This window comes from Azospirillum brasilense (genome assembly GCF_008365405.1).
In the GTDB taxonomy this organism is placed as follows: domain Bacteria; phylum Pseudomonadota; class Alphaproteobacteria; order Azospirillales; family Azospirillaceae; genus Azospirillum; species Azospirillum brasilense_D.
The window spans coordinates 1-24970 of sequence record NZ_QOKV01000043.1 but is presented as its reverse complement, the minus strand read 5'-3'; the positions used below and the strand labels follow the sequence as shown (position 1 = coordinate 24970).

Here is a 24970-nt window from a genome sequence, read left to right as displayed (position 1 = left end):
CCGCCAGAACGACTCGCCCGAGCCCGTCCCCGTCGATCCCATCCTCGCCTCCCGCAGCTGATCGGTACGCGCGGAAGACTACGGACCGGCTGAAACCTGGGCTACGTGGGGAGGCGATGCCGGATACCGTCCAGGATGGCGCAGGTAGGCCAGCTGCATCGCGAAACCGAGCCGGTTCCAGGGACGGCGCCGGCGACGCACGTGCGCCAGATCGTCCGGCGAGAGGGTGTACAAGCGCGTGATGGCGGTCGGCTCCGACGGTGGATCGAACAGAGCGGCTCGCGTCTGAGGGGATAGAAGCTGGCGGCGGGGCATGGGATGGGCATTGCGCAAACGGCCGTCTGCGCACCGGTCTGGAGGGGAACGGTGGAACAAAGGCTTGCTGGTTGCACAATCCTGTTGCCAAACTCGTATCCAAGGCAACGGGTTTGTGCAAGGACGGTGCGATGCTGCTGGGCTACGCGCGCGTGTCGAAAGCGGAAGGGCAGGACGCCTCGGCCCAGGTGGACGCCCTGCGGGCGGCTGGGTGCATGCGTGTCTTCCAGGAGGCGGGATCGGGCGGCCGCTGGGACCGGCCCGAGTTGCATCGGCTGCTTGACCAGCTGCGTCCCGGCGACGTGGTTGTCGTCTGGAAGCTCGACCGGCTGTCCAGGTCGCTGAAGGACCTGCTGTTGATCCTGGAGCGGATCGAGCAGGCGCAAGCCGGATTCCGCTCGCTCACCGAGGCCGTCGACACCACCGGCCCGGCTGGCCGCATGATAATGCAGATGCTGGGCGCCTTCGCCGAATTCGAGCGCGCCATGATCCGCGAGCGCACCCGGGCGGGATTGGAAGCCGCCAAAAATCAGGGGCGGCGCGGCGGCCGACGCCCGAAGCTCACGACCGCCCAATGCCGCGAGATCATTGAGATGGTGACATCGGGGAGGAAGTCCGCCGCCGAGGTTTCCCGGCTCTTCGGCGTCCATCCCGCCACGGTCAGCCGCTTGCTCTCCCGGGCCCGCCGCTTAGCGTACGATTTTGAACAGATTCTGATACCGTTGGCGAAATCGGCGAGTGCCTGTGACGGCGCGGCTGGTGTTGCTGTTCGGGGTCCATCCTGGGAAGGAGGGATCACCATGTGCCTGAAGCCGGAGCCGATCGGGCCGGTGCCGGAGCGCACCGTGCAAGTCGCCAAAGCCGCCTTTCCGAAGGGCAACACCGCCCTCCGCGTGCGTGACGATCTCGGTGGCCTGTTCGAGGACAGCGCGTTCGCTGAGCTGTTCCCGTCGCGCGGTCAGCCCGGCCTGGCGCCGTGGCGGCTGGCGCTGGTCACCGTGCTGCAATTTGCCGAGGGCCTGTCCGACCGCCAAGCCGCCGAGGCCGTGCGCGGCCGCATCGATTGGAAATATGCCCTCGGCCTGGAACTGGAGGACGCGGGGTTCGACTTCTCCGTCCTTAGCGAATTCCGATCGCGCTTGGTCGCCGGCGCCGCCGAGAGTCTGCTGCTGGACGCGATGCTCGGGCGCTTGCAGACGCACGGGCTGCTCCGACCGCGCGGGCACCAGCGCACCGACAGCACGCACGTGCTGGCCTCGGTCCGAACGCTCAACCGCCTGGAAAGCCTGGGTGAAACTCTACGGGCTGCATTGAATGCCGCAGCCACGGCAGCACCGGATTGGGTGACGAGCATCGCCGCGCCGGAGTGGTACGAGCGCTACGCCAAGCGCTTCGAACAGTACCGCCTGCCACGCGGGGAGGCGGCCCGCCGGGACTTCGCCGTGGTGATTGGGACCGATGGCCACCAGCTGCTCGACGCGGTGTGGGCGGACAATGCGCCGGCCGGCCTGAGCCGCCTGCCCGCCATGGAGACCCTTCGACGGGCCTGGGTGCATCATTTCTACCGCGGCAACGACGGACAGATCGCATTGCGGGATCGCACAGAACTTCCCTCGGTCACCTGCCGCTTCGACGGCCCCTACGACACCGATGCTCGCTTCGGTAACAAGCGCAGCCTAACCTGGAGCGGCTACAAGGCGCATCTCACTGAAACCTGCGATACGGACCAGCCTCATGTGATCGTGCACGTCGCGACGACACCCGCCAACGTGGCCGACGTTTCCATGACGGCGGCGATCCAGGACGCGGCGGGCATCAAGGGGCTCGCACCCGCCGTCCATCTGGTCGATGGCGGCTACATCGATGCCGGGCTGGTGCTCGCTGGCCGGAATGCGGGGATCGAGCTGATCGGCCCGCTACGGCCCAACGTGAGCTGGCAGGCCCGGACGAATGGGGCCTATGACGTGTCGGCCTTCGCCGTGGACTGGGACGCACGTGTCGTGACCTGTCCACAGGGCCATCGCAACGCGGATTGGAACCCTTCCCGCGATCCCTGGGGCACTGAGGTGGTGCACGTCAGCTTTCCTGGTCCGACGTGCCGGGCCTGTGCCGAACGGGCGCGATGCACACGCTCGAAGACCGCGCCGCGCGAGGTCACTCTGCGCGCCGGCGGACGGCATGAGATCATCCAGGATCAGCGCCAACGTGAGCAGACGGAGGCATGGCAGGCGCTCTACGGCAAGCGGGCGGGCATCGAGGGATGCCTGTCGCAGGCCATCCGCCTGACCGGCTTGCGGCGCGCCCGCTATGTCGGGCTCGCGAAGACACATCTCCAACATGTCGCGACCGCGGCAGCGATCAATGTCGTGCGTCTCGACGCATGGTTCCGCAACGTGCCGTTCGCCGGAACCCGCATCTCCCGGTTTGCCGCGCTCAGACCGGCCTGACCAGGCCCGCCGATTTCGCCAACGGTATCAGATTCTGCGATGACCCCCCACCTGCACCCCAACTACCGGGCTCTCGCCACCTTGCCCGCCGAAGACCGCATCGCCCGGGTTCGCGCAGACCGCTGGATGGGGTCACGCCATAGAACGGACGAGAATATACGCCGCCATTATCAACCAAACACAGTAAGACATAGCTTTTCCAGAGTTTACGTGCGACTCTCAGCCATCAAGCGCGGAGGGGACGATGGGATCGGTGCTGGAGGATCTGGCGGCCATTCGGACCGTGTCAGAGATGACCGAAGCGTTCCGCGACGAGACACGGTGCCGTCGGCTGGTTGAGGCGATGGTGTGGCCGAACGGACGGCTCTGTCCGGCCTGCGGCTCACGGCGCTCGATCACTCTGGCGGGGCGCGACACGGGACGACGGTCCCGGCCGGGCCTTTATCAGTGCTGCAATCCGGATTGCCGCTTCCAGTTCACCGTGACGACGCGAACCCCGTTGCATGGAACGAAGCTGTCGTTGCGGACTTGGCTCATGGGGCTGTGGTTCATCCTGCAATCGGACAAGGGCATCTCGTCCATCCGTCTGGCCGAAGCACTCGGCGTCAGCCAGCCGACGGCATGGCGGATGGGCCATGTCCTGCGGCTCCTGGTGTTGCGCGACCATCCGCTGGGCGGAACGGTGGAGATCGACGAGTTCCATTTCGGCGCCAAGCCGCGCCGTGACCCCAACCCTCCCAAGCTGGGGCGAGGACGCAAGGGCCAGCCCCGTACGACGAAGACACCAGCACTCGCGGTCGTCCAGCGGCCAAGCGGTCGGGAACCGGGAACACCGGCCGGCGAAGCCCGTGCCGCCGTGGTTGCTGACCTGTCGCTCGACGAGGCCGAGCGGGTGCTGGAAGCCGCTGTCGATCCCGACGCGCACTTGATGAGCGACGAATGGAAGGCATTCGTCGCCATCGGGAGTGCATTCGGTGCGCACGATACGGTCCGTCACTCCCAGCGCGAGTATGTTCGTGGCAGCGTGCATGCCAACTCGGCCGAGGGCTTTAACGATCGTGTCCGGCGCACGATCGCCGGCGTCTTCCATCACATCAGCCCCGACCACGCCGACCTGTATTTTGGCGAGATCGGCTTCCGCTGGTCCCAGCGCACGGTGGCAGGTCAGGCCCAGCGCCGGACCCGCAAAGGGCGCACGGTGATCCAAACCCTCTGGTCCCGTGTTCCCCCAGCCCTCCAGCTTCCGGCCGTCTTTCGCTACGCTGTCGGGCGCCAACTCCGGCGGACTAAGGATGGCGGGATCAGCATCTGCTCTGCCATAGCTGTCTTTGGTTGATAATGGCGGCGTATATCTAAGCGGACAAAGCAAGAACGTGGCGCTATCACGGGGTGTTACGGTCCCCCGGATTGGCGAATCCCCGTGCCGTGACGGGGGCCCGGAGGTCGCCAACAGTGTCCGCTGCTACCTGCCCCCCCCACACACCCTCCCGCGCTCTACGGGCGCAGAGATCACCGAGATAGAATTAGGGGGATGCGAGCGCCCGCACCTCGTCTACAAGTGGATGTGCTAAGACAGATGCTATAAGAGGATAGATGATGTGGTGTCTAGCGATATCGCTCCTCGAAAGCGTGACTATAAGGCTTTGTAATTCTTGAGCTATCAGCGGCTTGTTGTCAGGTATAGTTTGGCCAATGTCATAAGCTGCATCTCGAATAATGTTGAGTATTTGTGGGCATGGATCTGCCCTCGTCGAAAGGTGAGCGAACAGGGCGGCGAACACATCAGGGTGGCGTATAGCAGCAGCCCAAGCCTGAGCGGCTGGAAATGGCGGGATCTGGCTAGGCGGGATGCTCTCCGACAGAACCCGCAGCCGCCCTCTGAGCTTATCCAGCGCCTCCAGGGCTTGATCCCTATCGGCCTCAGCCGCCGCCCGCTTCTGGGCGATCTGATCGGCTTCCGCGCGCGCCGTGTCCCACTCGCCCTCCACCGTGGCCAGACGGCTTTCCAGGGCCTTCTGCGCTTCCAAGGCTTGATCCCTGCCGGCGACAGCCGCATCGCGTTCCTGAGCGATCTGAGCGGCGGCGCCGCGGGCCTTGTCCCGTTCGCTCTCTGCCGCAGCTAGTCGACTCTCCAGGGCTATGAGCTGCTCCGTGAGAGCTTTCACCTCCGTCTTGGCCTTATCCCCCTCGGCCCGCGCCAAGTCGCGTTCCTGGACCATTTGAGCGGCTTCCGCGCGGGTGGCAGCCAACTGGCTCTCCAGGGCCTTCTGCGCCTCCAAGGCTTCAGCCCTGCCAGCCTCAGCCGTCGCAGCCTTTTTGCCTGCCTCCGTCCAGCGGACCTTCAGCCACGCCGCATCACTTTCCGCCACGCCCTGCGCTGAGACGGCCCGGTCGCGTGCGGCGAGCGCCTGGACAGCTTCGGCCTGCTGCTGGGTCAGCGTGGCTTCGAGTGCTGCCAGCCGGGCCCGTAGCGCCGGCATGGAATCGTCGCCCTTACTGCGCCGCCGAAGGCGCGAGTAGTAGGCGCTGACCGTGGCTCCCGACAGCACGCTGCCCGTCGCGGCGCTCCGGACGCCTGCCTTGGCGAGGCCGTCGGCGATCGCATCCCAGTCCGCGCCCTCCTGGCGCTTTGCCGCAATGTAGTTCAGCCATTCAGCCAAGACAGCCGTGGTCGTGATTCGCGTGTCGCGCGCATTTCGGCGCTTTGGCTGTACGCTGGCGTCAAACAGTCGGCGTTGCGTTATCGTTGGCATAGCCCCTCCAAGTGCCATTTTCGCAAAAGGCTATAACACTTGCGCAACATCCACAACAAGTAGGCGAAACGTTGCGAAACAAGTACCTAACTCATTGATTCATAAGGCACAAGTTTCAAGCATCGGCAACCCCGGGATCTCGGCTAAGTCTCTGATTTTCAAGGACATGAGGGGCCATCTATCCGGAAAACCCGTGCATATTAATGCACAGGTGTGTTGACCAGGACCAAGCGCTTGCCTTTCCACCTAAGCGCGAAAATCCGCGAAAGCGGATGAGAGCGCCCCTCCCTTTCGGTTCCCTCCGGCTGCGCCAGTAGGCCCGCACCCAACACTTCTGTCACAAGCCGCCATTTGGGTCAGTCGAGGGAGAGGCGGGCGTTCATGTCGAGGTCGAAGCGTCCATAAGGGTTCACATGCTCCCAAATCAGAGGCGTGAGCGCGCCCAGATCACGAACGCCGAGCCGTCCCACCCAATGCGGCTGGGCGAGGGTCTGCTGGAGCATGAGGGTGTTGATGTAGACCATGCAATTCTGCAGCAGATGCAGGGCCAGCATGCTGATCTCGTGATCCTCGCGGCGGTTGCTGGTGAACTCCCCGTGGCGCGCGAAGAAAATGAAGTCGTTGGCGCTGTTCCACTGTTCGATGACGTTCAGGCCCTCGTTGATTTCCCGGCGCAAGTCTTCACTATGCAAATAGCAGCATAGGAAGATCGTTTTCACGGCCTTGCCGAGTTCTGAAAAGGCCTTGTACGTCGGGTGCTGGAGGTTGTTCCGGGTGAAGCGGCGCAAGATCGCCTCCGTTTCGGCGGTGCCGAGCCGCACCGCCGTCACATACTTGATCATTTGGTCGTAGTGCTGGCGGATCACCTCCCAGTCGATCGGCTTGCCGAGCACCCGCTGCAGGTTCGGGAAGGCATCGAGCTGGCCGGCTTCCGGGCGTGAGAGCTTCTGCCGGCCGATCGCCTTCAGCCGCGGCATGAGCTGGAAGCCCAGCAACCGGCAGAACGCGAACGCCACCGTGCTTTGGCCGTGACTGTCGACGTATTGGCGGTCGACCTCCATTTCGGTGCAGTGATGGACCACGCCCTCGATCATCGACGCGACCTCGGACGACGAGGGGGACTTGATCTGCGAGTGGATGCACAAGGACTTCCGCTCGACGTGCCAGTAGATCATGATGCCCCGCCCGCCGTAGCGGACGTGCCACTGCGTCGTCAGGTTCTGGTCCCAGGCCCCGAAGTGCTTGGAATCGGCGGCGCAGGCGGTGGTTCCCTCGCCCCAGATCGCCGGGTCGCGGGCCCGCAGCGTGCCGTTGGTGACGATGGCGATGGCCCGGCGCAACGCATCGGCCGACAGGTACCGGCGCCGGACGTAGGCGAGATCCTTGGCTGTCACGCCGGACCCGAGACCAGCCATTCGCTGCAAGCCGGCGCACATTCCCCCGACACGGAACCTCTGCAAAGGAGATCGGGTTTGATTCAGCGCCCGGCGTCGGCGCGGAGGCCTTGCGGGCGTTGGCGCAGTGGGTGGCGAGGCACCATGCCCGAACCAGCGACGGTAACCGAGACGGTGTCCTGGGGCGACCTGCCGCGGACACGCCGGCAGAGGCTGGCGGTGCTGGTGGGGCAGCTGGCTTGGCGGATGGCGCAGGGCCGCGCCCCGGCGGAGACCGGTCATGAGTCGCTCGAGGCGGGTCAGCGGGTCGCTGCCGAGCAAGATCGAGGGCCGCCATCTTGACCGTCAGGCCGTCGTCTATGTTCGGCAGTCGACGCTGCAGCAGGTGGCGCACAACAAGGAATCCACCGCGGTCCAGTACGCCCTGGTCGAGCGGGCCTGCACGCTGGGCTGGGCTCGACCGCGGGTCGCCGTCATCGATGACGATCTCGGCTGCTCCGCCGCATCCGCGGCCGGGCGGCCCGGCTTCCAGCGTATGGTGGCGGAGGTCGGGCTCGGTCACGTCGGGCTGATCCTCGGCTTCGAAGTCTCCCGGCTCGCCCGCTCCTGCCGGGACTGGTACCATCTCCTGGAGATTTGCGCCCTGGCCGGGACGCTGATCGGCGACAACGACGGCGTCTACGATCCCGGCCTCTACAACGACCGGCTTCTGCTCGGGCTGAAGGGTACGATGAGCGAGGCGGAACTGCACATTATGCGCGCCCGCTTCGAAGAGGGGCGCTGGAACAAGGCCGAGCGCGGGGACTTCGGCTTTCCGATGCCGCGCGGTTTCATCCGCCGGCCCTCGGGGGAGGTCGTGCAGGATCCCGACGAGCGGGCGCGCGACAGCCTTCACCTGGTCTTCGAGATCTTCGAGCGGCGGCGCAGCATCCACGGCGTGGTGCGTTACTTCCACGCCCACGGCCTCCAACTCCCCGACCGGGTGCGGGGCGGGCCGGCCAAGGGCGACCTCGTGTGGGCGCCCGTCACCCGGAACGCCGTGCTGAAGCTCCTGACGAGCCCCGCCTATGCCGGCGCCTACGCCTATGGCCGCCAGCGGCCACCGCCGACGGACCCCTCGAAACGAAGCCGGGCGACCAGCCCCGGCGAGTGGCAGATCCTGATCAAGGACCGCTGGCCGGCCTACATCGATTGGGACACGTTCGAGAGGAACCAGCGCCAATTGAAGGCCAACCACAGCAAGCACATCGGCGTCGCCCGCGGCGGGCCGTCGCTGCTGACCGGGATCCTGGTCTGCGGCCGCTGCGGCTCACGCATGGTGACGACCTACCGCAACAACGGCCACAGCCTGCGCTACGAGTGCACGCGGCGGATGATCAACCGCGGCGAGGAGCACTGCCAGGGGTTCGCCGGCGAGACCCTGGACGTCCTCATCGCCGACCTGGTCCTGGCGGCGCTGCAGCCCGGCGCCGTCGACGTGGCCTTGCAACTCGCCGAGGATGTGGAGCTTGAACGCGTCCGGGAGCATCGGCAATGGGAGTTGCGGCTCGAACAGGCACGCTACGAGACCGAACGGGCGCAACGCCAATACGACGAGGTCGAGCCGGAAAACCGGCTGGTCGCCCGCACGCTGGAACGGCGCTGGGAGGCGGCGTTGCAGGCCGAGACGCAGCTCACGGCCGAGCATGCCCGCTTCCTGGCCCGCCAACCCGCCCGGCTGACCGCGGCGGATCGGGCCGCCATTGAACGGCTTGTCGCGGATGTGCCGGCGATCTGGCGGGCGGCGACCACAACCCCGGCCGAGCGCAAGGAGATCGTCCGCCTGATGCTGGACCGGGTGGTGGCCACGGTGGAGGGGGAGACGGAGAACATGGAGGTGGAGTGCCACTGGGCCGGAGGCCGTCGAACCCGTCACCGATTGCGGCGGGCGGTGCGTCGCATGACCCAACTGGCCAAGCACGACGAGCTTTTTTCCCGGACCACGGCCCTGTTCGCCACCGGACTGCGCCCGCCGGCCATCGCCCGGACCTTGGCGGCGGAGGGCTGGCTCATGCCCCACGGCGGGCTGGTCACGGAAAAGGGGGTGCGCTCCTGGCTGCAACGCCGGGGCCTTCTGCCGGACGGGCGGCACCGGCCGACGCTGGTGGTGGAATGGGCTCCGGACGAGTTCACGGTGGCGGAATTGTCAGTCCGCCTTGGCGTTCCCGAAGGCACGATCTACCGGTGGCTGTACAAAGGATTGGTCCCTGCGCGTCGGGCGCCAGCCGTGAGCCAGAACCTCTGGCTCGTCCGCTTGGATGACGCCCTGGCTCACGACCAGCAGCGCCGCCCCCGCAAGCCGACCAAGGTCAAGCACGTTACCTGATGACACCAAGGAACCTGCTCTGGAGAGGCATCATGACGCCACGACGTCCGGCGCGAGGCCGTGTACGCGCCGGACCAAGTGGTTATTTCAAGGAGCGCTCCCAGGCGAGCGCGTCGCGCACGACCCCATCCAGCCGGTCGTGCTTGGGGACCCAGCCGAGCCGTTCGCGGATGCGCTCGGCCTTGGCGACGAGCTGGGGCGGGTCGCCGGGGCGCCGCGGGGCGAGCGTGGCCGGCACCTTTTCCCCACTGACCTCCTCCAGGGTGCGCACGACCTCATGGACCGAGGCGCCGCGCCCGTAGCCGCAGTTCAGCGTCAGGCTCTCGCCGCCGCGCCGCAGATGGAGCAGCGCCAGCACATGGGCATCGGCCAGATCGCTGACGTGGATGTAGTCGCGGATGCAGGTGCCGTCGGGCGTGTCATAGTCGGTGCCGAAGATCGACAGCGCCGGCCGCCTGCCAAGCAGGGCTTGGCAGGCCACCTTGATGAGATGCGTCGCGGTCGGGGTCGCCTGTCCGGTGCGCCCCGCCGGGTCGGCCCCCGCCACGTTGAAGTAGCGCAGGATGACGCTGCGCACTCCGTGCGCCACCCCGGCGTCGCGCAGCATCTGCTCCGTCATCAGCTTGGACGTCCCATAGGGGTTGATTGGGGCGGTCGGCGTGTCCTCGTCGATCGGCACACGGTCGGTGGCGCCGTAGACGGCCGCAGTAGAGGAGAAGACCACCTTGTCGATCCCGAATCGCGCGCAGGCGTCGAGCAGGGTAAGGCTGCTGACCGTGTTGTTGCGGTAGTAGGCGAGCGGCTTCTCAACCGATTCGGGCACCACGATCGACCCGGCGAAGTGCATCACCGCGTCCACGTCATGCGACCGGATCACTTGGTCCAGCAGGTCGGCCGACCCGACATCCCCCTCCACCAGGGGCACGGACTCCGGCACGGCGGCCCGCCGGCCGGTCGACAGGTTGTCGATGGTCACCGCGGGCATCCCGGCGTCGGTCAGGGCATGGAGAACGTGGCTGCCGATGTAGCCGGCCCCTCCGGTCACCAGAACGCGGCGCGGGGCCGCCGGTTGATCAAGCATGCTGGGCAACTTCCTTATCCCCTGTCGTCCGGACGGCGCCGGCCGGTCCTCCCGGCGGCGTGCTCCGGAGCTAGGTGGGGGGAAAAGGCCTGTCAACCCGGCCGGAATGGCCGCATCATGCCGAACCGGCCGGAGCACGGCGCAAGGGGGGTGCCCCGACCGGCGGCCGGTCCGGGCTTCTGGGGCGGGGCGAATCACCCCTCCGGGAATGTGTCGAAATGCGAAGACCGTGGCGGAGAGCACCGTCCATTGCCCGCGGAATCCAACACTTCAATTCTGACATGGACTTCACGACGCCCGACACCTTAATCCCTGCTTCTACCAGGGCTTTTTGCAACCTTTCGGTCATGTTCTAAAAATGAAACATTAGCCTTTAAGAGCAGCGGGCTGTGACATAGGTAACCCGATGGTGGTTCCCACGACCACGTATTCCATTCCGCACTTGCAAAAAGGGATTACCAATGGTATCCGACCCTTAGGCATAAGTTTTATTCGCTTTTGCGGGGGGTCCCTATATGTCTACGGTCACCACGGTCACTGGTGGTATCACCAACGCCACTGCTCCGTCCACGCTGGCGGGTGCGATTCTGAAGAACACGAGCTTGGTCGATTCTACCAAGCTGGACGGCAACGCGATCGTCAACGCCACCGTTGGCGGCGTCTACGCGCTGTCGACCGTTTCGGGCGGCGCCGTCATCGCCTCCGACAACACCGCCCCTGTGACCCTGATCGGCGGCGCCGGCAACAACCAGCTGCTCGTCGCCAACGACAAGGCCGGCACGATCCTCCAGGCTGGCACGGGCACCAACCAGACCATCATCGGCGGCGCCGGCGGCCAGCTGCTGGGCACCTCGACGGTCACCGGCGGCTCCGCCACCATCCTCGGCGGCTCGGGCGCCGACACCGTCGTGGCCGCGGCTGGCAACAACGTGCTGACCGCCGGTGAGGGCAACAACCTCATCGGTCTCGTCGGCGGCAACAACCAGGTCTTCGCGGCCGGCAACGACACCGTCATCGCGGGCGGCGGCAACGCCACCATCGGCGCCGGTGCTGGCAACGCCGTGATCAACGTGGTCGGCGGCTCCAACCTGGTCATTGGCGGCTCGGGCAACTCGACCATCGCGTCGGCGGCCGGCAACAACACCCTGTTCGGTGGCTCGGGCAACACCACGATCGCCGGCGGCGGCGGCAACGATCTGCTGATCGGCAGCACCTCCAAGACCGGCAACGCGGTCCTGGGCGGCTTCGCCGGCAACGACACCCTGATCGGCGGCGTCGGCAACGACACCCTGTTCGGCGGCGAAGGCAACGACGTCTTCGTGTTCAGCACCGTGTTCGGCGGCGGCAAGCACATCATCGGCGACTTCAAGGCCGGCACCGACCTCATCGCGGTCCAGGGCTACGGCATGTCCGCGGCGCAGGTTGCGGCGAAGGTCACGGTGACGGGCGGCAGCTCGGTCATCTCCCTGTCGGATGGCACGCAGATCACGGTTGCCGGCGTCACCAACCTGACCGCCAGCAACTTCGCCGTCTGATAAGAGTAAAGGGCCCCTGCAAGCCCCCAATGGACCTGCCGAGCGATCGGCAGGTCCATTTTTATGCCGTTTTTGTGCCGTGCCTTTTCCTTGGGTGGCCTTCATCATGAAGCCTCCCAGGAGACACGCCGGGCCGTCCAGGCACCGCCGGCGCCGGATGAAAGTGGGCCCGACAGGGCATGCGGCCACCGTCGCCATTCCGTTCACGGTCTAGGGCCTGACGTCATGATGACTTCCCGTTCTGCCGGTGCCCAGTTTTCCATGCGGCGAAACGGATGAGCCCCCCGAAGACGCCGAAACCCGATCCAGGGCCTCTGGAACGCGCCATCGCCGACGGCCGCTGGGCCGAGGCCGAGCGGGAAGCCCGCGCCCTGCTGCGCGACGACCGCAGCCACATCCACGGCGCCACCGGGTTGGCCCGCTGCGCCCTCGCCCGCGGCGAGCTCGGCGAAGCCTTGCGCTGGGCCGAACGCAGCGCGCGCTTCGCGCCCAACGACATCGCGCTCAAGGCTTTCTTCGCCGCCCTGCTGGTCGCGGCGGACCGCCCCGGCGACGTCCCACCCCTGCTGGAAACGGTAGCCGAGCAGGCACCCACCCCGACCGCGTCGATCGTGCTCGGCCAGGCCCTGGCCCGGCTGGGCGCCATGGACCGCTTCCTCCCGCTCGTCGGACGGCTGCTGCACCGTTTCCCAATGAGCGTCGCCCCGCTGCTCGCCGACCTCGCCGACCACGCCGCGCTCTGCGGCGCCGCCGCGGGCTGGGCGGCGGCCGACGTCGGCCTGCGGATCGTCGGCGCCCTAAATTCGGAGTGGGCACCGGCGGACAGCGTCCTGCGCGTGGAGTCCGGCCGGGGACCGCTCCTGCTCCTTGACGGCTCCTCCTTCCTACAACGCCATGGCCAGCCCGATCTGACGTCCAACCTCGTTCGCTTCACCCTGCCCCTGGGGCCGGAGGTCGAGGGCGAGACCCTGTCCGTCACGCTGGACGGCCGGCCCCTTCTCGGCGCGCCGCTGCAGCCACTCCGCCACGCCGCCGTCGAGGGCAGCGCCGTGCTCGAACACGGGCCGGACGGTGCCACGCGCCTGTCCGGCTGGGCCTGGTGTCCAGGGGAGCCGCCGCAGCGGGTGACGGTGCGGGTCAGCGACCCCGCCGGCCGCTCCGTCACGCTGGCCACCGACCGGCCGATGGAGGCCGCCCAGGCCTTCGGAATCGAGGACGGCGACTACGCTTTCACGCTCGACCTGGACCGCAGCGGCCTCGCGCCCGGCCCGCTGCGCATCGTCGCCGGACCGGGGGAGGTTCCGCTCGCCGGCAGCCCGCTGCCCTGGCCTGGGCCCGGTCGTCCGCCGCTCCGGCCGTCGCCGGTCGGGCCCATCCCGGCCCGACCGGCAGGAGGAAGGCCCGCCTCCCCCATGATCGACGTCATCATCCCGGTCTACCGCGGCCGGGAGGAGACGCTGGCCTGCCTGCGCTCGGTCTTCGCGGCGGCAAGTCAGGACGGGACACCCCACGAGGTCATCGTCATCGACGATGCCGGCCCGGAGCCGGATCTCGCCCGCGACCTCGCGGCGCTTGCCGGGGACGGGCGGATCACCCTGCTGCGCAACGACCGCAACCTCGGTTTTCCAGCCACGGTCAACCGGGGGGTGCGCCTGCACCCGGACCGCGACGTCGTCCTGCTGAACGCCGACACGCTGGTTGCCGGCGACTGGCTGGCCCGCCTGCGCGCCGCCGCCCACGGATCGCACGACGTCGGCACGGTCACACCGCTGTCCAATGACGCCACCATTCTCAGCTACCCGTCCGGGACGAACCGCCCGGCGCCCCCCTCCCCCGCCAGCACGGCGCAGCTCGACGGCTGGGCCCGCGCGGTGAACGCCGGCCTCCGGGTCGAGCTGCCGACGGCGGTCGGTTTCTGCATGTACATCCGCCGCGACTGCCTGGAAGAGACCGGCCCCTTCGAGGAGCGCCTGTTCGGCCGCGGCTACGGCGAGGAGAACGACTTCTGCCTGCGCGCCCGGGGCCTGGGCTGGCGCCACCTGGGGGCTGCCGACGTCTTCGTGGCCCATGTCGGCGGCCGCTCCTTCGGCCGGCAGAAGACCATCCTGGCCGCGCGCAACGGCCGCCTGCTGGAACAGCGGCACCCCGGTTACGACGCGCTGGTGCAGGACTTCATCGCCGCCGACCCGCTGCTGGCGGCGCGGCGGCGCCTGGACCTCGCCCGCTGGGCCGCCGAGGAGCCGGAGCCGCGTCCTCCGGCCGTCCTGCTGGTCACGCTGTCCGGCCGCGGCGGCGTCGCCCGTTTCGTGGCCGAACGCGTCGCGGCGCTGCGCGCGGAGGGCCGGCGCGTCCTGCGCCTGGCACCGGAGACCGGAGAAGACCCGGACGCGCCGCCCCCCGAGGATGAGGACAACAACGGGAGCGACGGGGCAGCGACCCGGCCGCCGGACGATCCGCCCGAACGGCGCTGCCGGATCGAGGTGACGGACCGGCCCGGATTGCGCGACCTGGTGTTCCGCACGCGCGCCGAGTTCGAGGAGCTGGTAACGGTGCTGCAGCAGGCCGGAACGGTGGCGGTGGAGATCCACCACACGCTCGGCCACGATCCCGCCGTGCTCGACCTCGCGGCCCGGCTCGGCGTGCCCTACGACATTACCATCCACGACTATGGGCTGATCTGCCCGCGGGTGAATCTGGTGGACGGGAACGGGCGCTATTGCGGCGAGCCGGATCTGGCGGCTTGCGAGCGCTGCACCGCCGACCCGGACGACCGCGCCGACCCGGACCTGACGGTGACCGCTCTGCGCCAACGCGCGCGCGCCCTGGTCGCGGGGGCCCGCCGGGTGACGGCTCCGACACGGGACGTCGCCGCCCGCCTGGCCCGCTACACGGCCCCGCGCTCCATCGATCTGCACCCCTGGGATAGGGTGGAGCCTCCCCGCCAAGTCCGCCCGACCCGCCCGCCGGGGGGACGCTGGCGCGTCTGCACCATCGGCGCCGTCGGCATCCAGAAGGGCTACGAGGTTCTGCTCGCCTGCGCGCGGGACGCCGCGGCCCGCGGCCTGCCGCTGGAGTTCGTGGTCGTCGGTTTCAGCGAGGAGGACCCGCCGCTCTTCGAGACCGGGCGCATCATCGTGACCGGCCGCTTCACCGAGGAGGAGGCGGTCGCCCTGGTGCGGGCGCAGCAGGCCCACCTCGCCTTCCTGCCCTCCATCTCTCCGGAGACCTGGTGCTACGCGTTGTCCACCGCTTGGCGGGCCGGGCTGGAGGTCGTCGCCTTCAATCTGGGAGCGATCGGCGAGCGGATACGGGACGGCGGTGGCGGCCATCTTCTGCCACCGGAACTCGCCCCTGCGACAATCAACGATATGCTCCTGGGTATCCTTGACGCTCACACAGTGCATAGCGTAGCAATCGAAAGGCCTATTTCCTTCCGGCCGGATTACAGGCGCTCCGGCCCGGTGACGGATTCGGAAGCGCCCGTTCACCAGTTTTCAACCTTTCACGCCCGCGGGGAGTCGTCGATGATCGGTAGCGTTGCGTCCGCAGAAGCCACTCAGTCCAGCCAGATCAAGGCCACGGCGCAGACCCTGCCCTTGGTGCCGGGCTTCTACTCCCTGATCGTCACGGGCGGCGGCGGCGCCGCGGCGCCGGGCGAATTCCCGCTGCCGAGCGTGCAGCTGGCCGTAGCCCCCAACGGCTTGGCCGGCGGCACCGTTGAGATGATCGGCAGCGTTCCGGGCAACTGGCTGACCAAGCCGGGCGACACGATCATCATCAAGGTCACGGGCGGACCCGCCAATGTGATCCTCAGCTCCTACAAGCACATCGACCGCACGAACGCGCTGCTGTCGCTCCAGTTCGCCCGCATCGACAACGTTCCGGCCGCCGCCGAGCCCGCGGTCGCAGCCCCCGCGGCTGCCGCGCCGGCCGTAGCCCCGGTTGCCACGCCGGCCCCCGCCGCCCGCCTCCCGCGCACGGAGATCCTGGCCCATGTCCAGCGCCAGGGCGACCTGCGCTTCGCGGACTCCAACTGGGCCGGCGCCGTCGGGCAGCGGCTGTGGATCGAGGCCTTCTCGATCACCCCGGTCGAAGGCCTGTCGCCGGAGGACATCGAGTACAAGGGCCTGACCGCCAATGGCTGGGAAACGCCCTGGATCACCGGCGGCGGCATGTGCGGCAGCCGCGGTCTCGGCACCCCGCTGATCGGCTTCTCGATCCGCCTGCGCGGCGCCGCGGCCGAGCGGTTCGACTGCGTCTACGAGGGCGCCTTCGTCAGTGGCTATCGCTCGCCGACAGGACAGAACGGCACCCCCTGCCGGTCGGACGCCATCGGTGACCCGCTGGAGGGCATCCTGCTGCGTCTGGTCGAGAAGCAGGGCGCCTTCGCCCAGCCGCGCCCCTTCTGATCGGGAGCGGTTCCAGGCCGATGCTCCATCCGGAGGTACCCGACACTCCACCGGCGGTGATGGTCGCGCCCAGGACCGTGCTCAATGTGGGCTGCGGTCCGCGGGCCATCTCCATCATCGGCACCCTCTTCCCAGCGGAGGGATGGCGGGAGTTGCGGCTCGACATCAATCCGAAGGCCGACCCCGACATCATCGCGTCGATGACCGACATGCCGGCGGTCGCCGACGGATCGATCGACGCCGTCTGGTCGTCGCACAACCTGGAGCACCTTGATCCCCACGAGGTGCCCCTGGCCCTGCGGGAGTTCCTGCGCGTGCTGCGGCCGGGCGGTTGCCTGCTGCTGTCCGTCCCCGACCTTCAGGCCATCGCCCGGCGGATCGCCGAGGACCGCATCGACGAACCGCTCTACGAGTCCGGGGCCGGGCCGATCTTTCCCCTCGACGTCGTCTACGGCTTCGGGCCGGCGCTCGCCGCCGGCGACCGCTTCATGGCCCACCGGACCGGCTTCACGCCGCGCATGCTGGAGACGGCGTTGCGGGGCACCGGCTTCGGGCCCGTCATCATCTGGCGCCTGGAAGAGGCCTACGAACTGCGGGCGCGGGCGTACCGGCCGCCGGCACCGGCGAACGCGCTGGACAGCGCCGCGTGGGACTTCCCGATGGCCTGACGAGCCGCGGGACAACAGGACGTGCAACGTGACTCGGCCCGCCACGGGCCTTCTGCGGAATCGGCGACGCGCAATGAATTATCTCTTCGTCCACCAGAACTTCCCGGGCCAGTACCAGCACATCGTCCAGCATCTGGCGGCGCAGCCCGGCAACCGCGTGGTCTTCATCTCGCATGAGAGCCCCATGCAGATTCCCGGGGTGGAGCGCGCGACCTACCAGCCCTTCCGCGCAGCGCGGCCGTCGACCCACCATTATCTCCAAGAGCTGGAACAGGCGGTCATCTACGGGCAGGGCGTCTACGAGGTCTGCCGGCGCCTGCAGGCCGAGGGCTTCCGCCCCGACATCATGATCGGTCACAACGGCTGGGGCGAGACGCTGTACATGAAGGACGTCTGGCCGGACGTGCCGCTGCTCGCCTATTTCGAGTTCTTCTACCATCTGGCCGGGGCCGACATCGGCTTCGACCCGTCCCTGCCGGTCAGCCTGAACGACGGCCCGCGGGTGCGCACCAAGAACGCGATCAACACACTGGGCTTCGAGGCCGCCGACTGGGGCCACACCCCGACCGGCTGGCAGTGGTCGCTCTACCCCGACTACATGCGCTCCCGCATCAGCGTTATCCACGAGGGCGTCGACACCAGCATCGTGCGGCCGGAACCGGACGCCTGGCTGCGTCTGCCCTCGGGCCTGACGCTGACGCGCAAGGACGAAGTGGTCACCTACGTTGCCCGCAACCTGGAGCCCTACCGCGGCTTCCACGTCTTCATGCGCGCCCTGCCGGACATCCTCCGGCGGCGGCCCAAGGCCCATGTGCTGATCGTCGGCGGCGACGAGGTCAGCTACGGCCATGCCGCCCCCGGCGGCCGGAGCTACCGCGACATCCTGCTCGACGAGGTCGGGGCCGGAATCGACCGGGAGCGAGTGCATTTCCTCGGCAAGGTGCCCTACCCCAGCTTCCTGACCATCCTGCGGATCTCCTCGGCCCACGTCTACCTCACCTACCCCTTCGTGCTGTCCTGGTCCTTCCTGGAGGCCATGGCCGCCGGTTGCCTGGTCATCGGCTCCTCCACCATCCCGGTTGAGGAGGTGCTGCGCGACCGGCAGAACGGGCTGCTGGTGGACTTCTTCGACGGCGCCGGGCTGGCCGAGCGCATCGACGAGGTGTTCGAGCACCCCGACCGGATGCAGACGCTGCGCGACCGGGCGCGGCGGACCGCGGTGGAGCAGTACGACCTGCACACCGTCACCCTGCCCCGCTTCCTCGCCCTGACCGACGACCTGATCGCCGGCCGGACCCCGTCCCAGAGAACAGCCGCCAACGGACGACTCCCGGAAAGGACATCGGCATGAGCGGCTGGAGCGACGGCTACAACGCCGACATTGCCTACACCCACGGCGCCTACCGGGAGCTGGCCCCCGGCTATCTCTCCTACGTGTGCCTGCTGAACGGCATCCGGCCGCCGCGCACCGACCGGCCCTTCCGCTATTGCGAGCTGGGCTGCGGCCAGGGAATGACCCTGAACATCCTGGCCGCGACCCACCCGCAAGGGCGTTTCACCGGCATCGACTTCAACCCGCTGCACATCGCGGGCGCCCGCCGGTTGGCCGAGGAGGCGGAACTCGCCAACGTCGCCTTCCACGAGCGCAGCTTCCAGCAGGTGGCCGCCGGCGACCTTCCCGCCGAGGAGGCCGGGGCCGGAGAGGGGTTCGACATCATCGCCCTGCACGGCGTCTACAGCTGGATCAGCCCGGAGAACCGCCAGGCGGTGGTGGACATCCTGGAGCGGATGCTGAAGCCGGGCGGCCTGGTCTATCTCAGCTACAACAGCCAGCCGGGTTGGGCGCCGCTGATGCCCCTGCAAAAGCTGATCCTGGCGCACGCGGCGGCCAATCCGGGGCGCAGCGACCGCCAGTTCGACGCGGCGTTGGGTTTCCTCAACCGGCTGAGCGAGGCCGGGGCCGGCTATTTCGCGGTGAACAGCGCGGCCGGGCAGCATCTCGGCATGATGGCGGGGCAGGACCGCCGCTATCTCAGCCACGAGTATCTGAACAGCCATTGGGAGCCGCTGGGCCACGCCCAGGTGGCCCAGGATCTGGCCCGTGCCAAGCTCGGCTACGCCGGTTCGGCAACCATCCCGCAGAATTTCGACGACCTCGCGGTGCGCGCGGAACTGCGCGCCATCCTGGCGGAGATCGCCGATCCGACCATGGCCCAGACGGTGCGCGACTTCGCGGTGAACCAGGTGTTCCGTCGCGACGTCTTCGTGCGCGGCCCGGAATCGATGCCGCCGGCGGAGACCGAGGCGGCCCTGCGGCAACTGCGCTTCACGCTTCTGGTCCCGCGCGAGGACGCCAGCCTGGCGATCCCGGTGCCGCTGGGCGAGTTGCGCCACGATCCGTCGCTCGGCCTGCCGATTCTCGACGCGCTCGCCGCCGGTACGCCGAGCCTGGGCGAGATCGCCGCGATGCCGGAGATGGCCCGGCACGATTTCGGAACGCTGTCGCGCTTCCTGGCGCTGCTGGTGTCCTCCAACCAAGCGCATCCCCTGGTGGACGCGCCGGAGGAAGGCCGGGCGGCGGCCGGCCGGCTGAACCGGGCCGTGGCCCGGCGCATGGGGCTGGATGAGTCGCTGTTCCATCTGGCCGCACCGGTCGTCGGGCAGGGCGTCGCGGCGGACTCGCTGGAACGCCTCGTCCTGGCCAGCCTGCTGACCGGCCAACGGGACGGCCACCCGTCGGACCTCCACGCGCTCGGCGACTTCGTGGCCGGAACGCTGGAGAGATTCGGGCGGTCCGTGCTGGCCGAGGACGGCAGTCCGATCACCGGTCGCGAAGCCATGCGGGATCGGCTCGCCGTGGTGCTGCCCGACCTGCTGAACCGGAAATTGCCGGCGTGGCGGCGCGCCGGACTCCTTTGATATCCTTCCGATCCGCCGGCGGACCGTCACGCGGCCACCCGTGAAGACCAACCGCCAAGGATGGCGGAAAAGAGCGGGATGGCGCCGCTGGGCGCCCCCATCGTATGGTGCGGGACGAAGGACCCGCCCCTCTCGACGTTTCCAGGAAGCCCTCATGACCAACCCCACAGACCGCGTCCGCGATGCTTTTCTCGAGACGTCCCGCAACTTCGCCGCCTTCGCCGAGCAGGCGGACTCCATCGCGGCCGCGGCCGCTGTGATGATCGACGGCCTGCGGGCGGGCGGCAAGGTGCTGTTCTGCGGCAATGGCGGTTCGGCGGCCGACTCCCAGCATCTGGCCGCGGAACTCACCGGGCGCTACCTGCGCGACCGGCCGCCGCTGGCGGCGGTGGCGCTGACGGTCGACACGTCCGCCCTGACGGCCATCGCCAACGACTACTCCTACGACGAGATCTTCGCACGGCAGGTGCGCGGGCTCGGCCGGCCGGGCGACGTTCTCGTCGGCATCTCGACCAGCGGCAACAGCCGCAACGTGGTCGCCGCCCTGGAGGCGGCGCGCACCCTCGGCCTGCGCACCGTCGGCTTGACCGGCGCCGGAGGTGGCCGGATGAAGGAGCTGTGCGACGTCTGCCTGTGCGTTCCCTCCTCCGACACCCCGCGCATCCAGGAAATGCACATTGCCGCCGGCCACATGCTCTGCGAGCTGGTCGAGAACGCCTTCGTCTGACGCGGCGCGCAAAGCCGCCCCGGCCCATCGCTCCCCCCGCCCGGCCGCCCGGCCGTTGCAGCCGGGCGATTGCCGAACATTCGAGTAAGAGTATCCGGGCGCGCTGCCAATCGGATGAGTGATGCGGAGATGCCCGGGCGCGACCGGGGCGCCGCCTTCATGCGACACTCATCCGATCCGCTGTTCCCTTTGCGCGCGCCTGCGCGGCCGGTTGCCTCCACGGACAACCCGGCGCACACCGATGGTTTCCGCGATCCGGCGGAGCTACATCCATGCACCGCGACATTTCACAAAAGAAGCAAAATAATACTGCTTTAATGCTCTCCATATGGCGGTGAATGCTTCTGGGTAGCCGTTCATTCGAATAATTGTCTGTCTCAAATTCATTCTGAAATGAAGACCGATCCGCTCCGCGCGGTCCATCTTCATTTCAGGATATTGAGTGATGAGCGCAATTGATTACGCGTATCCCGTATCCGGGATTACCGCGAGCGGCAGCGTCGCCACTGATTCCTTGCTGTGGGGTTACAAATGGGGGGCGAACGGAACCCCCGGCACCGGTGCTTCCCTGACCTACTCCTTCGGCGTGGCCGGACTCTCCGCCTACCGCGACGGCTATGCGACGCCGGACCCGACCAGCGTCTGGACGTTGTCCGGCACGGCCCAGGCGGCGATCCGGCAGGCGATCGGCACTTGGAGCGCGGTGGCGAACATCACCTGCACCGAAGTCGCCGACACGGCCGCTTCCTGTGGCGACCTGCGCATCGGCGGCAGCGCATCGCCCGCGGTCGCCTACACGATCATGACCACGGCCGATCTGCCCGAAGGGGGGGACGTCTGGTTCGGCACCACCTTCGCCGATCCCACCCTGTCCTGGAGCAGCGGTTCCTACGCCTACCTCACCGCCATGCATGAGATCGGCCACGCGCTCGGCCTGAAACACACGCACGAGGACGGCGGGGCCGGCTTCCCCGCGGCGCCCACCGCCATCGACAGCCAGCTTTACAGCGTGATGAGCTACAAGTCCTTCGTCGGGGCCTCGCCGACGATGGGGTACTGGCAGGACCGCTTCGCCACCACGCCGATGATCAACGACATCCGGGCGATCCAGTACCTGTACGGCGCCAACATGGCGACCAACACCGGCGACACCGTCTATTCCTGGGCGCCGGGCCAGGCGATCTACGAGACCATCTGGGACGCCGGCGGCAACGACACCATCAGTTGGGCCAACCAGACCACCGACGCGCGGATCGACCTGCGCCCCGGCCATTACAGCGACCTGGGGCCGGCCTGGTCGTCGGGCTTCCTGCTGGAAAGGCGCACGCTCGGCATCGCCTACGACTGCTGGATCGAGAACGCGGTCAGCGGATCGGGCAACGACCTCCTGATCGGCAACGAGCGAGACAACCTCCTGATCGGCGGGGCCGGCAACGACACGCTGGTCGGCGGCGGCGGCAACGACACGCTGGACGGCGGCGAGGGGATCGACACCGCCCTGTTCGAGAAGCCGCCCGAAGCCTACAGCATCCTGCACACCGGCGACGGCGCGGTGACCGTGACCAGCGCCGAGGGAACGACCACCCTGCGCAGCATCGAGCGGCTGTCCTTCGGCGACATGACCCTGGCCCTCAACCCCGACGCCCAGGCCGGGACGGTGCCCACCACCTTCTACGCGGTGGCCGAAAGCGCGACCGGCAAGAGCATCCTTCAGGAAGCTTCGTCCTATTCCGGCCCGCTGTCCTCCCTTCAATGGCAATGGATCGGCAGCGCTGCCGGCGAGGCCATCGCCGGCAGCGCCGGCAACGACTTCATCAACGGCCTGGGCGGCGACGACGCCATCGACGGAGGGGCCGGCGACGACGTGCTGGACGGCGGCACGGGATCGAACTTCCTGACCGGCGGGGCGGGGCGGGACACCTTCTTCGTCGACGGGCGCACGGGGGCGCCGGTCTGGTCCACGGTGACGGACCTGGAGATGGGCGAGACGGTGACCGTCTGGGGCTGGCAGGACGGCCGGTCGACCCTGTCCTGGGCGGAAATGAACGGGGCCGACGGCTACAAGGGCGCCACCGCCCAGATCGACATCGACGGCGACGGGCGCATCGACGCCAGCCTGACGCTGACCGGCAAGGCGGTCGGGGCGGTCGCGACGATGCCCGGCACCGTGCAGGGCAACGGCTACCTCGCACTCTGGCTGAACGGGTAACGCCGTCGGACGCGGCGTTCAGGCGCGTTGCCCGGGGCGAATGGTCCGGCTACTCTCCGGCTGGCATCTTCGCCCCGTTGCACCATCCAGGACCTCCGTCGCCCGTGTCCAACGCCGCCATCTACTTCCACCCCGAGGGCTACGAGACCGCAAGGGCCGACCTGAAGGGCCGCCACGTCGCCGGGGAATCCTTTCTCATCGGCTTCTTCCGGCACTCGGGGCTGGACAGCTTCGCCTGCCACATCGACCGGCCGGAGCTGGCCCACCTGTTCACCGATCTCGCCTCCCGCCATGCCCCGGGACGGCGCGTGGCGCTCTACCCCACGTCGGAGCCGTCGAGGCTCGCCGGCATCGGCTGCCTGTTCGTGCCGGGACCGGGCATCGACCATTACGCTTGGCGCCGGCGCTCCCGCGACCAGCGCGGCTACAGCCTGTGCGGCATCACACATACCACGTCGGAAAACCCGGAGAATCTCGGCGCCCTGGCGACCGCGCCGCTGCAGCCCTGGGACGCGGTGATCTGCACCTCCCAGGCGGCGCGCGCGTCGGTGGAGGCCATCCTGCGCCCCTACGCGGCGTATCTGCGCGACCGGCTGGGCGCCGCTGAGGTGCCGATGCCGAACCTGCCGGTGGTCCCGCTCGGCGTGGACACCGACACCTTCCGCTTCGACCCGTCGGTGCGCGCGGCGGAGCGTGCGGCGCTCGGCATCGGCGCCGACGAGGTGGCGGTGCTTTTCATGGGCCGCCTGAGCTTCCACGCCAAGGCGCACCCGGTGCCCATGTATCTGGCGCTGGAGCAGGCCGCCCGCCTCACGGGCAAACGGATCCATCTGATTCAGGCCGGCTGGTTCGGCAACGACGCCATCGGTGCCGCCTTCGCCGCGGGGGCGCGGCGCTATTGCCCCAGCGTCAACGCGATCTTCCTCGACGGCCGGAAGCCGGAGGTGCGGACCCGCGTCTGGGCCGCCGCCGACCTGTTCACCTCGCTGGTGGACAACATCCAGGAAACCTTCGGCATCACCCCGGTGGAAGCGATGGCCGCCGGGCTGCCCTGCGTGGTCACCGATTGGAACGGCTACCGCGAGACGGTGCGCGACGGCGTGGACGGCTTCCGCGTGCCGACCGTCCTGCCGCCGCCGGGCGCCGGCGCCGACCTGGCCGACCGGTACGCCGCCGGGCTGGACAATTACGACCATTACATCGGCCGCACCTCGCAGGTCAGCGCCGTGGACGTGCAGGCGGCGGCACAGGCCTTCGCGCGGCTGGCCGCGGACGGGAACCTGCGCCGCCGGATGGGTGAGGCCGGGCGCGCCCGCGCCGTCGCCCTGTTCGACTGGCGGGCGATCATCCCGCAGTATCTGGACGTCTGGCGCCAGTTGGCCGACATCCGCCGCCACGCGCCGGAACGCGCCGCGCGTCTCCCCGAGGAGGACGGCAACCCGCTGCGCCCCGATCCGCTGCGCATGTTCCAGACCTACCCGACGCGCGTGCTGGAGCCGGGGCTGCGGCTGGTGCGCGCCGACGGCGCCTCGCGGGTGGCCGTCAGCGACGCCCTGGCGGTGCTGCACGCCGACCCGCTGAACTCCCCGGCGCGCGGCATCCTGTCCCCGGCGGCCGACCTCGTCCTGGCACTGGACGCCCTGGACCCGCCGGGCCGGACGGTGGACGAACTTGCGGCCCTGGTGCCGCCGGAGCGCCAGCTTCTGCTGCTGCGCAGCCTTGTCCACCTGATGAAGTTCGGCCTTCTGCGCACGGTCGAGCCCCTCGCCGCCCGCGCGCCCTGAAGGCCGGCGGCACCCGGCCGGGTGCGGAGGGGATCGCCATGTCCATCGAACCCGAAGGCTGTCTCGACCTCGTCGGTTCCCAGGTGGCCGGCTGGGCTTGGCTGCCGGCGGAGCCGGACCGGCGTCTGCGCGTGGAGGTCCTGTTCGGCGATCCCCCCTTGCGGGTCGAGACCCTGGCCGACCAGCACCGCCCCGACCTGGAGGCCGCCGGCAAGGGGGATGGGCGTCATGGCTTCACCGTATCCGTCGTCGGCGCCCCACGTAGCGGCGCGCTGGGTGTCGCGCGAGGATGACGGCCGGGGCGTGTGATGTCGGAAAGGATCAGGCGGCCGTGGCGGCGCGTTCGGCCTTCCAGTTCCAGGGC

Annotated in this window: 14 protein-coding genes and 3 pseudogenes; 13 read left to right on the top strand and 4 right to left on the bottom strand. The window is 68.6% G+C overall.

The annotated features are described in order from the left end of the window. Positions 1-81: 81 nt before the first annotated feature. Positions 82-315 (bottom strand): annotated as a pseudogene (locus DS837_RS30825) (DUF4158 domain-containing protein); the annotation flags it as partial. Positions 316-446: 131 nt separating this feature from the next. Here DS837_RS30825 and DS837_RS30820 point away from each other — a divergent pair. The 3 genes and pseudogenes from DS837_RS30820 to DS837_RS30810 all read left to right on the top strand — a co-directional run. Further along, a pseudogene (locus DS837_RS30820) lies at positions 447-842 on the top strand (recombinase family protein); the annotation flags it as partial. Positions 843-1115: 273 nt separating this feature from the next. After that, entirely contained in the window at positions 1116-2762 is a 1647-nt protein-coding gene (locus tag DS837_RS30815; protein ID WP_149168238.1) for an IS1182 family transposase, read from the top strand. Between the two features lie 244 nt (positions 2763-3006). Continuing rightward, the gene (locus DS837_RS30810) at positions 3007-4098 is read left to right on the top strand and encodes an IS1595 family transposase (RefSeq protein WP_149168235.1); all 1092 of its coding nucleotides are present in this window, start codon (positions 3007-3009) and stop codon (positions 4096-4098) included. Between the two features lie 187 nt (positions 4099-4285). On the opposite strand, the gene DS837_RS30805 is transcribed toward DS837_RS30810, so the two are convergent. Together DS837_RS30805 and DS837_RS30800 are read right to left on the bottom strand one after the other, a co-directional pair. Continuing rightward, positions 4286-5422, bottom strand: coding sequence for a coiled-coil domain-containing protein (locus tag DS837_RS30805; protein ID WP_149168234.1), 1137 nt, complete (start codon positions 5420-5422; stop codon positions 4286-4288). Positions 5423-5871: 449 nt separating this feature from the next. Continuing rightward, positions 5872-6954 (bottom strand): annotated as a pseudogene (locus tag DS837_RS30800) (transposase); the annotation flags it as partial. A gap of 235 nt (positions 6955-7189) precedes the next feature. Here DS837_RS30800 and DS837_RS30795 point away from each other — a divergent pair. Next, positions 7190-9274, top strand: a complete 2085-nt coding sequence (locus tag DS837_RS30795) for a recombinase family protein (RefSeq protein WP_149168233.1) — start codon at positions 7190-7192, stop codon at positions 9272-9274. A gap of 82 nt (positions 9275-9356) precedes the next feature. On the opposite strand, the gene galE is transcribed toward DS837_RS30795, so the two are convergent. Continuing rightward, the gene (gene galE, locus DS837_RS30790; protein ID WP_149168232.1) at positions 9357-10355 is read right to left on the bottom strand and encodes a UDP-glucose 4-epimerase GalE; all 999 of its coding nucleotides are present in this window, start codon (positions 10353-10355) and stop codon (positions 9357-9359) included. A gap of 515 nt (positions 10356-10870) precedes the next feature. On the opposite strand from galE, the gene DS837_RS33175 reads away from it, so the two are divergent. From DS837_RS33175 to DS837_RS30745, 9 genes are all read left to right on the top strand, one after another. Next, complete coding sequence (locus tag DS837_RS33175; RefSeq protein WP_149168231.1) at positions 10871-11890, top strand: calcium-binding protein; 1020 nt, start codon at positions 10871-10873, stop codon at positions 11888-11890. Between the two features lie 275 nt (positions 11891-12165). After that, positions 12166-16299: a glycosyltransferase gene (locus tag DS837_RS30780; RefSeq protein ID WP_149168230.1), complete on the top strand. Its 4134-nt coding sequence runs from the start codon at positions 12166-12168 to the stop codon at positions 16297-16299. A gap of 20 nt (positions 16300-16319) precedes the next feature. Further along, on the top strand, positions 16320-16967 hold the full coding sequence (locus DS837_RS30775; RefSeq protein WP_247890219.1) for a class I SAM-dependent methyltransferase: 648 nt from the start codon (positions 16320-16322) through the stop codon (positions 16965-16967). A 73-nt stretch (positions 16968-17040) separates the two neighbouring features. Beyond that, positions 17041-18318, top strand: coding sequence for a glycosyltransferase family 4 protein (locus DS837_RS30770; RefSeq protein ID WP_149168229.1), 1278 nt, complete (start codon positions 17041-17043; stop codon positions 18316-18318). Further along, entirely contained in the window at positions 18315-19886 is a 1572-nt protein-coding gene (locus DS837_RS30765) for a class I SAM-dependent methyltransferase (protein ID WP_149168228.1), read from the top strand. Before DS837_RS30770 ends, DS837_RS30765 begins: the two co-directional genes overlap by 4 nt. A gap of 154 nt (positions 19887-20040) precedes the next feature. Further along, positions 20041-20613, top strand: coding sequence for a D-sedoheptulose 7-phosphate isomerase (gmhA, locus tag DS837_RS30760; RefSeq protein WP_149168227.1), 573 nt, complete (start codon positions 20041-20043; stop codon positions 20611-20613). A gap of 445 nt (positions 20614-21058) precedes the next feature. After that, positions 21059-22822, top strand: a complete 1764-nt coding sequence (locus DS837_RS30755) for a M10 family metallopeptidase (RefSeq protein WP_211102446.1) — start codon at positions 21059-21061, stop codon at positions 22820-22822. A 104-nt stretch (positions 22823-22926) separates the two neighbouring features. Further along, complete coding sequence (locus DS837_RS30750; RefSeq protein WP_149168226.1) at positions 22927-24606, top strand: glycosyltransferase family 4 protein; 1680 nt, start codon at positions 22927-22929, stop codon at positions 24604-24606. Positions 24607-24644: 38 nt separating this feature from the next. Then, a complete protein-coding gene (locus DS837_RS30745) occupies positions 24645-24899 on the top strand; it encodes a hypothetical protein (protein ID WP_149168225.1) in 255 nt (84 codons plus the stop codon). The last annotated feature ends 71 nt before the right edge of the window (positions 24900-24970 follow it).

What these genes read in the sequence shown, in the direction of transcription:
- galE (WP_149168232.1), bottom strand. Translation starts at nt 10,355, where the DNA reads ATGCTTGATCAACCGGCGGCCCCGCGCCGCGTTCTGGTGACCGGAGGG.
- DS837_RS30795 (WP_149168233.1), top strand. Translation starts at nt 7,190, where the DNA reads ATGAGTCGCTCGAGGCGGGTCAGCGGGTCGCTGCCGAGCAAGATCGAG.
- DS837_RS30780 (WP_149168230.1), top strand. Translation starts at nt 12,166, where the DNA reads ATGAGCCCCCCGAAGACGCCGAAACCCGATCCAGGGCCTCTGGAACGC.
- DS837_RS30765 (WP_149168228.1), top strand. Translation starts at nt 18,315, where the DNA reads ATGAGCGGCTGGAGCGACGGCTACAACGCCGACATTGCCTACACCCAC.
- gmhA (WP_149168227.1), top strand. Translation starts at nt 20,041, where the DNA reads ATGACCAACCCCACAGACCGCGTCCGCGATGCTTTTCTCGAGACGTCC.
- DS837_RS30755 (WP_211102446.1), top strand. Translation starts at nt 21,059, where the DNA reads ATGAGCGCAATTGATTACGCGTATCCCGTATCCGGGATTACCGCGAGC.
- DS837_RS30810 (WP_149168235.1), top strand. Translation starts at nt 3,007, where the DNA reads ATGGGATCGGTGCTGGAGGATCTGGCGGCCATTCGGACCGTGTCAGAG.
- DS837_RS30775 (WP_247890219.1), top strand. Translation starts at nt 16,320, where the DNA reads ATGCTCCATCCGGAGGTACCCGACACTCCACCGGCGGTGATGGTCGCG.
- DS837_RS33175 (WP_149168231.1), top strand. Translation starts at nt 10,871, where the DNA reads ATGTCTACGGTCACCACGGTCACTGGTGGTATCACCAACGCCACTGCT.
- DS837_RS30815 (WP_149168238.1), top strand. Translation starts at nt 1,116, where the DNA reads ATGTGCCTGAAGCCGGAGCCGATCGGGCCGGTGCCGGAGCGCACCGTG.
- DS837_RS30745 (WP_149168225.1), top strand. Translation starts at nt 24,645, where the DNA reads ATGTCCATCGAACCCGAAGGCTGTCTCGACCTCGTCGGTTCCCAGGTG.
- DS837_RS30770 (WP_149168229.1), top strand. Translation starts at nt 17,041, where the DNA reads ATGAATTATCTCTTCGTCCACCAGAACTTCCCGGGCCAGTACCAGCAC.